The organism is Castellaniella sp. WN, assembly GCF_054457555.1.
On the sequence record NZ_JBTKZC010000002.1, the window covers coordinates 40878 to 53319 of the forward strand.

Sequence of the window (12442 nt, forward strand, 5' to 3'; positions counted from 1 at the left end):
ATCTTATGAACGATCCGCAAGTTTCAGACCGCATCGTCTTACACCTCAACCGAGATGCCTCGGACGCCTCGATGCCCTACCCGGACTCGCTGAAATCCATCCTGTCCCTGGCCGGATTCGAGCAAGCCAGGAAAGACATCGAACATTGGCCCGGCTACCGGCCCACCGCACTGCGATCGCTGGACGGGCTCGCCCAGGAACTCCAGGTCAGCGGCGTCTACTACAAGGACGAATCGACCCGCTTCGGCCTGGGCAGCTTCAAAGCGCTCGGCGGCGCCTATGCCGTCAGCCGTCTCCTGATGCGCGAACTCGTCCGCCTGACGGGCAAGACCGATATTCAGGCCCAAGACCTTGCCAAAGCGGAATTCAAGGACAAAGTGGCCAATATCACGGTCACCTGCGCGACGGACGGCAATCATGGACGCTCGGTGGCCTGGGGGGCGCGGACTTTCGGCTGCCAATGCGTGATCTACATTCACCAGACGGTCAGCGCGGGCCGCGAACAGGCCATCGCCAGCTATGGCGCACAGGTCGTGCGGGTGCCTGGAAACTACGACGACGCCGTGCGCAAGGCGGCCGAAGACGCCGCGGCCCACGGCTACTTCGTAGTCTCCGACACCTCGTACCCCGGCTACATGGAAGTACCCAAGGATGTGATGCAGGGCTACTCCGTCATGGTCCAGGAAGCGCTGGACCAAATCGGCCCCGACCCGAAGCCCACTCATGTGTTCATCCAGGGCGGTGTCGGTGGGCTGGCAGCCGCCGTATGCGCCCACCTGTGGGAAACCCTGGGTGCCGACAGGCCTCGCTTCATCGTGGTCGAACCCGACAAGGCCGCCTGCCTGATCGAAAGCGCGAAAGCCGGCAAGCCTGTCGCCATCGAAGGCGAACTCGATACCGTCATGGCGGGTCTCGCCTGCGGAGAGGTTTCTCTGCTTGCCTGGGAGATCCTGTCACGCGGCGCCAACGCCTTCATGACCATCACGGACGAAGAGGCACTGGACGTCATGCGCCTGCTCGCCAACGGCTGCGGGCAGGACGCCCCCATTGTCGCGGGGGAGTCCGCCGTCGCGGGCGTGGCGGGGTGCCTGGCCGCTGCCGCCAACCCCGAGTGGCGCGAAAAACTGCGGATCGACCAGAACAGCCGGATCCTCTTTTTCGCCAGCGAAGGCGACACGGACCCGGTCCTGTACCGGAATATCGTCGGCAAGACCGCCGACGAGATCAGGACGGGAGCCGCGCAATGAACATGCCCGCAAATGCCGCGAAGCTGTCCGTTTCCGGCAAGCGCCTGATACGCCGGATCAAGGACCTGGGGGAAGTCGGCAAACTGGACAACGGTGGCGTCAACCGCCTGGCGCTGACCGACGCCGACAAGGCCGGACGCGATCTGGTCACCAGCTGGATGCGGGCGCTCGGCATGAGCGTATCCATCGACCGGATCGGCAACATCATCGCCACGCGAAAAGGACGCAAGGATCTTACGCCGGTCATGACAGGTTCGCACATCGACACGGTTCGCGCCGGAGGTCTTTACGACGGAAATCTGGGTGTTCTGGCCGGTCTGGAAGTGGTTGAAACCCTGAATGACGCCGGCCTCGAACTGGACCGCCCCATCCAGGTGGCCGTCTTCACCAACGAGGAAGGGGCACGCTTCGCCCCGGACATGCTGGGCAGCCTGGTATTTCAGGGCGGATTGGCGCTGGACGAGGCGCTGCAAGCCGTCGCCATTGACGGACCGACCCTGAGTGAAGAGCTCCAGCGCATCGGCTACGCGGGCCAGGATGAATGCGGAGCGGTCAAGCCACACGCTTATGTGGAACTGCATATCGAACAAGGTCCGGTGCTTGAGAACAAAGGCGTCCAGATCGGTGCCGTCACAGGCGTACAGGGGATCTGCTGGATAGAGTTCGAAATCTCCGGCGTGTCGAACCATGCGGGCACCACCCCCATGAACATGCGCAAGGATCCCATGGCCGCCATGGCGGCCATCACCCACTTCGTGCGTCAACTGACCCGCCGCTATGGTGGACATCAGGTAGGCACCGTCGGCCACTGCAAAATCCGGCCCAATCTCGTGAACGTGATCCCCAATCAGGTCATCTTCACGGTCGACATCCGCAACACCGATCGCGCGCTCCTGGACAAGGCGGAAGCCGAGGTGCTGGCCTACGCTCAAGAAGTGGCGCAACAGGAAGGCGTCACCCTCCAGCACAAATCCCTGGCCCGCTTCGACCCCATCGCCTTCGACCCGGCCATGATCGATCGCGTCGAAGCCAATGCCCGGGATCGCGACTGCTCGGTCATGCGCATGCCCAGCGGCGCCGGACACGACGCGGGAATCATCGCCCTGATGTGCCCTGCCTCCATGATTTTCGTCCCCAGCGTGAAGGGCCTCAGCCACAACCCGGCCGAATTCACACATGAAGCCGACCTGGTCAACGGAGCGAACATCCTCCTGGATACGATCGCCGCCCTGGCCCAGGAATGAGACACCCCGCCGAACGGACCGGTCAGGAAAACGAACTTTCAACGCATAGAAAAGAGAAAATGCAATGGCACGCTTTGTGAATGTCGCAGCCGCCCAATTGGGTCCGATTGCTAAGGATGAGACGAAAAAACAGGTGGTGGACCGCCTGCTGGCCCATATGCACCAGGCCAGCAAAATGGGGATGGATCTGGTGGTGTTCCCCGAACTCGCGCTCACCACGTTCTTCCCGCGCTGGTACCAGGAAGACAGGCACACTTTCGACCATTACTACGAAAAGGAAATGCCGGGATCCGAGACCCGGGCGCTGTTCGATGCGGCGCGCAAGCTCAAGCTCGGCTTCTACCTCGGCTACGCCGAACTGAGCCTCGAGCAGGGGCAACCGCATAGATACAACACATCCATCCTGGTGGACGCCACGGGAACCATCATCGGCAAGTACCGCAAGGTGCATCTCCCGGGGCACGGCGCGAACGAGCCATGGCGCCAGTTCCAGCATCTCGAAAAATACTATTTCGAGCCGGGCTCATCCTTCGACGTCTGGCCCGCTTTCGGTGGCGTGATGGGCATGGCGCTATGCAATGACCGACGCTGGTGCGAAACCTACCGAGTCATGGGCCTGAAGGGGGCGGAGATGATTCTCCTCGGATACAACACCCCCGTGCACAACCCCCCCGCCCCCGAGCATGACGACCTGTCGATGTTCCACAACCACCTGGTCATGCAGGCGGGCGCCTATCAGAACGGCACCTGGGTGGTCGGCGTAGCCAAGGCGGGCGCGGAAGAAGGCATCGAGATGATCGGCGGCAGCGCGATCATCGCACCATCCGGAGAAATCGTGGCGGCCTGCTCCACCAAGGGCGACGAACTGGCGATCGCCCGCTGCGACCTCGACCTCTGTCATTCCTACAAGTCCACGACCTTCAACTTCGACGCGCACCGGCGCCCCGAGGCCTACGGTCCCATCACCGGCCAGCGCGGCGCGCAGTTGCCCTGGCAATCCGCAACGACGCAGGAAATCGACTGATGAATGCCTCACCCGACACGCGCCCCGACCGAGTCGTGGAGCTCACGCAAGCCATGGTTCGCATCCCAAGCCTCTCGGGCCAGGAACGGGACATGGCCGACTTCATCCAACGCAAGATGCTCGAACTGGGTTTCACCGACGTCAGCCGGGACGAGAATGGATCCGTGCTCGGCATCGTCGGGCCGGTCGATCAACCCATCGCCCTGCTCTTCGACGCCCACATGGACGTGGTGCCCCCCGCTGGGCACTGGACGGTGGACCCTTTCGGTGGCCTCATCCGGGATGGACGCCTCTATGGCCGGGGAACGACCGACATGAAGGGAGGGCTGGCGGCGGCGCTCTGCGCGGTGGCGACCGCAGCACAAGAAGGCGGACTCAAACAACGCCTGGCCGTCTCGGCCACCGTCATGGAAGAGGTCATTGAAGGGCATGGGCTCAGCGCCGTACTCGACCGGTGCGCGCCTCGGGCGGTGGTCATCTGCGAGCCTTCAGATCTGTGCATCAAACTGGGACAGAAAGGACGCACCGAACTGCTGATCACCATCAAAGGCAAGCCCCACCATGCCGCGCTGAAGGTCGGCCGCACCAACACGATCATCGACACGGCGAAGGCCATCCTTGCCCTGGAAGCAATGACACTGGCCAGGGATGACCGGCTGGGCGAAGCCATCCTGGTGCCCACCGACATCATCTCAACTCCCTACCCGTCGATCTCTTTGACTCCCTCCGCGGTCACCCTCCGCTACGACCGCAGAACCCTCGCCGGAGAAAGCCAGGAAGCCGTCATCGAACAAGTGGCGCAATGCCTGCGTCAGGCTGGAATCGGCGACTTCGACATCGAGGTCAGCACAGGCGAAGTGGCCGCCTACACCGGCAAATCAGCGGATCCGGTCCGACATCTGTCCGCCTGGCTCCTGCCGGAAGATCACCGTCTGGCAGCCGCCATGATCGGCGCCGTACAAGCGGCCGACACGCCGGTCACGGTGAACACTTGGCAATTCTGCACCAACGGATCCGAATCGGCTGGCCGGCGCGCGATTCCGACCATCGGACTCGGACCCGGCAAGGAGGAAGATGCTCATACGGCGGACGAATCGATCGAACTCAAGCACTTGATCAAGGCGGAGCGCATCTACATGAACCTGTGCCACAGCCTGGCGACCTGAGCCAGGGCCGGCCATGACCCCGTAGCCGAAACACACGACCCGCGCTTTCCACAGAGGCTGCCAGCTCATTCGCTGGCCGCAAGGGGGTCTCTTTTTCTTCAGAACTCGAACATAACGGGTATCAGCACACATCGGAGGCAATTTGAAATGAGCAATCAACTCATCGTGACGTCCATCGTCATTCTGTATTTGCTAGGCATTGTATTGATCGGTTTCTGGTCTTCCAGAAAAATCAGCAACAACGATGATTTTCTTGTGGCGGGCCGGCGCCTCGGGCCCGTCCTGCTCGCGGGCGGGCTCGCCGCCACGGAGGTGGGCGGCGGAGCCACCCTGGGCGTGGTGGCCAAAGCCTATGGCACATGGGGTATGTCTGCGCTCTGGTACGTCATGGCCATGGCGATCGCCTTTGTGGTGCTAGCCTACATGGCACCGATCTTCAGACGTACCGCGGTGAAGACGGCGCCTGAATTCTTCCGCAAGCGCTACGGCCAGAAAAACAGTCTCGTCATCACACTCATTCTGATTCTTCCCATGGTCGGGTTCACCGCCGTGCAGATCATCGCCTCAGCCACGATCCTGAGCGTCATGACCGGCTGGAGCTACGCGCTCTCGGTAGCCGTAGTGACGGCGGTGACCGTGCTCTACAGTGTCAAGGGGGGGATGTTCGCCCTGTCGTACACCGATATCGTCCAGGGGGTCCTGATCATCTTCGGCATGGCGCTCATCATCCCTTTCGCGCTCTCCAGCGGTGGAGGCTGGACGCATGTGGTCAGCCATATCCCCGAGGCCAAATGGAGCCTGATCGATGGCATCGGCCTGCCCACCATCATCTCGATCACGTTGATGTATATCGCCTCGTTCAGCATCGGTCAGGAAGTGGTGCAACGCTACTATTCCGCCCGCGACGAGAAGGCCGCCAAACAGGCTTCTTTCCTCACCGCCATCGCCTACGCCATCTTCGCCTTCGTGCCGGCGCTGATCGGCTTGCTGCTGAACGGGATGGTGAGCAACGGCAGTATCGACGCCGCGCTGATCAACTCTCGGGGAGCCAATTACTCTCTGCCCCTCATGGCGATGAATGTGCTGCCCGGGGCTGTGACGGGGGTGCTCTTCGCGGCGCTCATCTCGGCCACCATGTCCAGCGCATCGAGCGATCTGCTGGCGGCGGGTTCGCTGTTCTCCAACGACCTCTACAAGGTATACATCGACAAAGAGGCCAACGAGGACAAATTGATGAAGGTGACCAAGATCGTCATGGTGCTGGTTGGCATCCTGAGCTTCATCGTGGCCGTGCTCAACGTCACCGACATCATCACACTGCTGATCTTCTCATTCGGCCTGCGGGCCGCGGGCGGCTTCTTCCCGTATGTTTTCGGACACGTCTGGAGCCGGGCCAGCGCGGCTGGCAGCATGGCCTCCCTGGTGTTGGGTAGTACGGCGCTGGTGCTCGCCGACTTGAAGATCGTGCCCACTTTCGGCCTGGATCCACTCTATATCGGCCTGGCCGTCGGCGGCCTGTGTTTCTTCGGCGTTTCACTGCTCTCGAAAGAACGGGGTCGCACCATGATCTTGGAACGCATTGAAACGACCGAGTGACAGGAACCCGGCATCCGGCCGGATGCCGGCCCGTCAGCCAATATGCGTGCCGCGCGCGGGGCCATCCGCCGTCTCCATGCGCGCCAGTCCCTGCACGATGCCGCAGGCGTCGACCGCCTGCGCGGCGCGGCATTGTTCCCGCAGCCCGACCAATTGCCGCTGCAGATCCTGCAGCTCGCGCAAGCGCACATCGACATGCTCGATGTGCTCGTCCAGCAGGTGATTGATCGCGCCGCAGTCGCGGGCCGGATGGTCGATCATGCCCAGCAGCGCCCGGATCTCGTCGTGCGCCATGTCCAGCCCCCGGCAGTTGCGGATGAAGCGCAGGCGCTCCAGGTGCGCCGGGCCATACTGCCGGTAATTGCCCCCGCTGCGGGCGGGCGCGGGCAGCAGACCGGCCTTTTCGTAGAAACGGACGGTTTCGGTGGAACAACGGGCGGCGCGGGCCAGTTCGCCGATTTTCATGTGGAGAGTCCTCCGGAAGGAAACAGCGGCCGGGAAGGCTCGTTCAAGAGACTCCCGGGGCTTGACCCTGTAGTGGCTACAAGGTGTGTACTGTCATCATAGATCGCCGCACAGGAACCCGCCATGCCCCACGAACACTGCCACGACGCCTGCGGACATTCCGCTTCCAGCCATGGACATGACCGCTCCCACAGCCATGGACACGATCATGCCCGGGCGCCGGACGCGGGCTGCTGCCACGGGCACGGCACCGCCGACCCGAGCCTGATCGGCGGACCGGACACGCAAGCCACCCCCCTGGCCTCCTCCGTCGGACAGGGCACCGACCTGCGAACCGAACTGCGCATCCTGCAGATGGACTGCCCCACCGAGGAAGCCCTGATCCGCAAATCACTGGCCGCCCTGCCCGCCGTGCGCTCGCTGGACTTCAACCTGATGCGGCGCGTCCTGACCGTCGTCCATGCGCCCGGGGCGCTGGAATCCATCCTGCGGGCGATCCGCGAACTGGGTTTCACGCCGGAACAGGCCGGCGCGGCCGGCGCGGCATCCGGCACGGTGCCCGAAACGCCCGGATCCTGGTGGCCGCTGGCGGCCTCGGGCGCCGCCGCCCTGGCGGCCGAAGCCGCCCACTGGGTCGAGGCGCCCTGGGCCGTCCCTGCGGTCCTGGCGATCCTCGCCATCGCGGGCTGCGGCCTGGGCACCTACCGCAAGGGCTGGACCGCGCTGCGCCACGGCCAGCTGAACATCAACGCCCTGATGAGCATCGCCGTCACCGGCGCCCTGATCCTGGGCCAGTGGGCCGAGGCGGCGATGGTGATGGTGCTGTTCACCCTGGCCGAACGCATCGAGGCGCGCTCGCTGGACCGCGCGCGCCGCGCCGTGCGTGGCCTGATGGAATTGACCCCGGAACGCGCCTCCGTCCGCCAGCCCGACGGGCAGTGGCTGGACATGCCCGCGGCCGAGGTCGCCCTCGGCGCCCTGGTGCGCACGCGCCCCGGAGAACGCATCGCCCTGGACGGCCGGATCGAGTCCGGCCGCTCGTCCGTGGACCAATCCCCCATCACCGGGGAAAGCCTGCCCGTCGACAAGACGGCCGGCGACCCGGTCTACGCCGGCACCATCAACGGCTCGGGCGAACTGGAATACCGCGTCCTGTCGGCCGCCGGCGACTCGACCCTGGCGCGCATCATCCGGGCCATCGAGTCGGCTCAATCGGCGCGCGCGCCCACGCAGCGCTTCGTGGACCACTTCGCCCAGGTCTACACCCCGCTGGTGGTGCTGCTGGCCCTGGCCATCGCCATCCTGCCGCCCCTGCTGGGTCTGGGCGGCTGGTACGAATGGATCTACAAGGCCCTGGTCCTGCTGGTGATCGCCTGCCCCTGCGCCCTGGTGATCTCGACGCCAGTGTCGATCGTCAGCGGTCTGGCGGCGGCGGCCCGCCGCGGAGTCCTGGTCAAGGGCGGCGTCCACCTGGAGCAGGGCCGCCTGCTGCGCTGGATCGCGCTGGACAAGACCGGCACCGTCACCCATGGCCGGCCGGCGCTGACCGACGCGATGGTGCTGGGCTCGACCGACCCCGCGCGCAGCCACGCCCTGGCCGTCGCCCTGGCGGCTCGTTCCGACCATCCCGTCTCCCGCGCCGTGGCGCAAGGCCTGGACGCCGGGCCCACCGGTCCGGTCGAGGACTTCGAGGCTCTGGCCGGACGCGGCACCCGGGCCCGCATCGACGGACGATCGCACCTTCTGGGCAACCACAGGCTGATCCACGAACGTGGCCTGTGCTCGCCGGATCTGGAGGCCCGTCTGGAGACCCTGGAACGCCAAGGCAAAACCGTCGTCCTGCTGGCCGACGAACACCGCGCCCTGGCGCTCTATGCCGTCGCCGACACGATCAAGCCCGACAGCGCCGCCGCGATCCAGGCCCTGCACGCGCTGGGCGTGCGCACTGCCATGCTGTCGGGCGACAACCAGCACACCGTCGCGGCCATCGCCGCCCAGGCCGGCATCGATCGCGCCGAAGGCGGCCTGCTGCCCCAGGACAAGCTGCGGATCGTCGGCGGGCTGGCCGCGCCGGGCGTCGCCGTGGGCATGGTGGGCGACGGGATCAACGACGCGCCCGCCCTGGCGCGCGCCGACGTCGGCTTCGCCATGGGCGCCATGGGCACGGACGCCGCGATCGAGACCGCCGACGTCGCACTGATGGACGACGATCTGCGCAAGATCCCCTGGTTCATCCGGCTGTCGCGCGCCACCCACCGGGTCCTGGTGCAGAACATCGTCATCGCCCTGGGCATCAAGGCGGTGTTCCTGGTCCTGACGGTCGCCGGCCTGGGCACCCTGTGGATGGCGGTGTTCGCCGACGTGGGCGCCAGTCTGCTGGTGGTGGGCAACGGCCTGCGGCTGCTGCGGCGCTGAATTCCGAACCTTGGCCGGCTCAGCCGCCCCGCTGGACGACCATGTCCAGGATGTAGACCCGGGCCGAGCGATCGGCCGGAGGATGCGGGTCCGTGAACCGCTTCGCTCGCACGATGGCATGTTCGCCGTCCCGATGCTCGTAGCCCTCGATCGGCTCGTACAGCGGTTGCCAGTCCGCGGCGGGCGGCTGCGGCAAGCCCACGGCGTCGTAGCGGCGTTCCCGCACTCGCAGGCAGCGCTGATCGGGAATCAGGGGATGGCTGCAGACCACGCGTTCGGGCGCGATTTCCAGAAAAACGATCTCGCCCGGGCTGCCGTAGCGCGCCTCGGGCGTGGGCACGCCAGTGAAGGCCAACACGTCCCCGCCGGCCGTGGTCAGGACCAGCCGGGGCGCTTCCGCCCCGCCTTCGATCCGGGCAGCCGGGCGGCCCTTCAGGCGCGCGGCGATCCCGGCATCCAGTTGCATGAGTTCCGGCGCGCAGGCCTTCATCGTGGCAGCCAGGCCCTCGATCCGCAGGGCGCCCGATTCGAGGGCATAGCCGCCGAACTGGGCGTTGCACCCTCCCTGCACGTTCAGCGACGTGTCGGAGAACGACAGGCGCAGCGGGCGTTCCAGCCCCGTGCGCAGGGCCGCGATCGGCCGACCCTGGCGATCCACGGCATCGGCCAGGCGCCAGTCATAGGCGGACAGGGTGGCTCCGTCCAGGGAGGGCGCGGCGCGGACGGCGGTCCCGGTCGGGGCTCCCGAGGCGGAATCGGTCGGCGTCTGGGCGCAAGCGCCGACCGCCAGGGCCAGGACGGAAACGGCAAACATCTTCATCATGAGGGTAAACACTGAATCACGTAAACCCTCATGATAACAACGGATGCGCTCATTCCCGCCCCGGAAAGTCAAGAACGGTCAATATGAACGGACACACCGGACGGCGTGGGGCGGTCAAGTGCGGCCGCTCCCGGTTCGATCCCGGCGATCAGCTCCCCCGCGCCTGCAAGGCGGCGACGGCGGGCAGCGTCTTGCCTTCCAGGAACTCCAGGAAGGCGCCCCCGCCGGTCGAGATGTAGCCGACCCGGTCGGAGATGCCGAACTTGGCGATCGCCGCCAGGGTGTCGCCGCCGCCGGCGATGGAAAAGCCGTCGGATTCCGCGATCGCCTGGGCGATGACCCGGGTGCCGCCAGCGAAGGCCTCGAACTCGAAGACCCCGACCGGACCGTTCCAGACGATGGTGCCGGCCCGGCGCAGCTGGTCGGCCAGGGCGGCGGCGGTGCGCGGCCCGATGTCCAGGATCAGGTCGTCGGGCCCGACGTCGGTGGCGTCCTTCACGGTGGCCGGCGCGTCGGCGGCGAAGGCCGTCGCCACCACCACGTCCACGGGGATCGGGACCTCGACGCCCCGCGCCTTCATGGCGTCCATGACGGCGCGGGCCTGGCCGATCTGGTCGGGCTCGGCCAGCGACTTGCCGATGGGCAGGCCGGCGGCCAGCATGAAGGTGTTGGCAATGCCGCCGCCCACGATCAACTGGTCGACCTTGTCGGCCAGGGATTGCAGGATGGACAGCTTGGTGGAGACCTTGGAACCGCCGACGATGGCCGCCATCGGGCGCCGGGGGGACTGCAGCGCCCGGCCCAGGGCGTCCAGCTCGGCTTCCAGCAGCGGGCCGGCGCAGGCCACGGGCGCGTAACGCGCGATACCCTCGGTCGTGGCCTCGGCGCGGTGCGCCGTGCCGAAGGCGTCGTTGACGTAGACGTCGCACAGCGCGGCCATGCGGCGCGCCAGTTCGGGATCGTTTTTCTTTTCGCCGGGATTGCAGCGGCAGTTTTCCAGCAGCACGATCTCGCCGGGCGCCACGTCCACGCCGCCGACCCAGTCGGCGACCAGCCGCACCGGCCGGCCCAGCAGCCCGGCCAGGCGCTCGGCGACGGGCCGCAGGGTATCGTCCGGGCCGACCGTGCCTTCTTTGGGACGACCCAGGTGCGAGGTCACCATCACGGCGGCGCCCGCGTCCAGCGCCAGCCGGATGGCCGGCACCGAGGCCCGGATGCGGGTGTCCTCGGTGATGCGGCCCTGCTCCAGGGGCACGTTCAGGTCTGAGCGGATGAAGACGCGCTTGCCCTTCAGGGCGCCGGACTGCGCCAGGCCGGAGAGTGTCTGTATGGTCATGGAGAATTGCCTCGGAAGACGGTTCGGGAACGGCGCCCGCGCCGCGGGCGCTCTGGATACGACGCGGGGCGGGTTGCCCCGCCCCGCGTCGTCGTGCGCCGAATGCTTATTTCGCGGCCATCAGGGCCACGGTGGTGTCGAGCATGCGGTTGGAGAATCCCCACTCGTTATCGTACCAGGAGGAGACCTTCACCAGAGAGCCGGACACCTTGGTCAGCGCAGCGTCCACCGTGCTGGAGGCCGGATCGTGGTTGAAGTCGATCGACACCAGGGGTTCGGTGGTGTAGGCCAGAATGCCCTTCAGCGGGCCTTCGGAGGCGGCCTTGAGGATGCCATTGACTTCCTCGGCCGTGGTCTCGCGCGCCGCCACGAAGGACAGGTCGACGATGGACACGTTGATCGTCGGTACGCGGATCGCATAGCCGTCGAGCTTGCCGTTCAGTTCGGGCAGCACCAGGCCCACGGCGGCGGCGGCACCGGTCTTGGTGGGAATCATGCTGTGCGTGGCCGAGCGCGCGCGACGCAGGTCGGAGTGGTAGACGTCGGTCAGCACCTGGTCGTTGGTATAGGCGTGCACGGTGGTCATCAGGCCGTTGACGATGCCCAGTTTCTGGTGCAGCGGGTGGACCAGAGGAGCCAGGCAGTTGGTGGTGCACGAGGCGTTGGAGATGACCGTGTCGGTGGCCTTCAGGACCTGGTGGTTGACGCCGTAGACGATGGTGGCGTCGACGTCCTTGCCGCCCGGGGCGGAGATGATGACCTTCTTCGCGCCGCCTTTCAGGTGGGCCGAGGCCTTTTCCTTGGAAGTGAAGAAGCCCGTGCATTCCAGCACCACGTCCACGCCAAGCTCGCCCCAGGGCAGCTTGGCCGGATCGCGGTCGGCCAGCACGCGGATGCGGTCGCCATTGACGACCATATAGTCGCCATCGACCTCGACCGTCCCCGGGAAGCGGCCATGAGCCGTATCGTAGCGGGTCAGGTGGGCGTTGGTCTTGGGATCGCCCAGATCGTTGATGGCGACGATCTGGATGTCGTGCTTCTTGCCGTCTTCGTAGTGGGCACGCAGGATGTTGCGGCCGATGCGGCCGTAGCCGTTGATGGCGACGCGGATGGTCATGAAGGAGCT

General features: G+C 66.0%; 10 protein-coding genes. 6 read left to right on the top strand and 4 right to left on the bottom strand.

All coding sequences use genetic code 11. The features are described 5' to 3' along the window. Positions 1-5: 5 nt before the first annotated feature. The 5 genes from ACTPOE_RS14050 to ACTPOE_RS14070 all read left to right on the top strand — a co-directional run bounded on the left by ACTPOE_RS14050 (position 6) and on the right by ACTPOE_RS14070 (position 6277). Complete coding sequence (locus ACTPOE_RS14050; RefSeq protein ID WP_458872876.1) at positions 6-1247, top strand: diaminopropionate ammonia-lyase; 1242 nt, start codon at positions 6-8, stop codon at positions 1245-1247. Next, complete coding sequence (locus tag ACTPOE_RS14055; protein WP_458872877.1) at positions 1244-2491, top strand: allantoate amidohydrolase; 1248 nt, start codon at positions 1244-1246, stop codon at positions 2489-2491. The genes ACTPOE_RS14050 and ACTPOE_RS14055 overlap by 4 nt, the downstream gene beginning before the upstream one ends. A 64-nt stretch (positions 2492-2555) precedes the next feature. Then, positions 2556-3515 carry an N-carbamoyl-D-amino-acid hydrolase gene (locus tag ACTPOE_RS14060; protein ID WP_458872878.1) on the top strand — a complete coding sequence of 320 codons (960 nt, stop codon included), beginning with the start codon at positions 2556-2558 and terminating at the stop codon, positions 3513-3515. Further along, a complete protein-coding gene (locus ACTPOE_RS14065; protein WP_458872879.1) occupies positions 3515-4681 on the top strand; it encodes a YgeY family selenium metabolism-linked hydrolase in 1167 nt (388 codons plus the stop codon). The genes ACTPOE_RS14060 and ACTPOE_RS14065 overlap by 1 nt, the downstream gene beginning before the upstream one ends. 147 nt (positions 4682-4828) lie before the next feature. Then, entirely contained in the window at positions 4829-6277 is a 1449-nt protein-coding gene (locus ACTPOE_RS14070) for a sodium:solute symporter family protein (RefSeq protein WP_458872880.1), read from the top strand. Positions 6278-6310: 33 nt separating this feature from the next. Here ACTPOE_RS14070 and cadR read toward each other — a convergent pair whose 3' ends face one another. Beyond that, positions 6311-6742: a Cd(II)/Pb(II)-responsive transcriptional regulator gene (cadR, locus tag ACTPOE_RS14075; RefSeq protein ID WP_458872881.1), complete on the bottom strand. Its 432-nt coding sequence runs from the start codon at positions 6740-6742 to the stop codon at positions 6311-6313. 123 nt (positions 6743-6865) lie between these two features. Between cadR and ACTPOE_RS14080 the strand changes: the two genes are divergently transcribed. Continuing rightward, positions 6866-9157 carry a heavy metal translocating P-type ATPase gene (locus ACTPOE_RS14080; RefSeq protein ID WP_458872882.1) on the top strand — a complete coding sequence of 764 codons (2292 nt, stop codon included), beginning with the start codon at positions 6866-6868 and terminating at the stop codon, positions 9155-9157. 19 nt (positions 9158-9176) lie between these two features. Here ACTPOE_RS14080 and ACTPOE_RS14085 read toward each other — a convergent pair whose 3' ends face one another. The 3 genes from ACTPOE_RS14085 to gap all read right to left on the bottom strand — a co-directional run bounded on the left by ACTPOE_RS14085 (position 9177) and on the right by gap (position 12433). Next, the gene (locus ACTPOE_RS14085) at positions 9177-9971 is read right to left on the bottom strand and encodes an META domain-containing protein (RefSeq protein WP_458872883.1); all 795 of its coding nucleotides are present in this window, start codon (positions 9969-9971) and stop codon (positions 9177-9179) included. A 157-nt stretch (positions 9972-10128) separates the two neighbouring features. Further along, the gene (locus tag ACTPOE_RS14090) at positions 10129-11316 is read right to left on the bottom strand and encodes a phosphoglycerate kinase (protein ID WP_458872884.1); all 1188 of its coding nucleotides are present in this window, start codon (positions 11314-11316) and stop codon (positions 10129-10131) included. Positions 11317-11422: 106 nt separating this feature from the next. Next, positions 11423-12433 (bottom strand): type I glyceraldehyde-3-phosphate dehydrogenase, encoded by a 1011-nt coding sequence (gene gap / locus ACTPOE_RS14095; RefSeq protein WP_458872885.1) that lies wholly within the window; start codon positions 12431-12433, stop codon positions 11423-11425. Positions 12434-12442 lie beyond the last annotated feature (9 nt).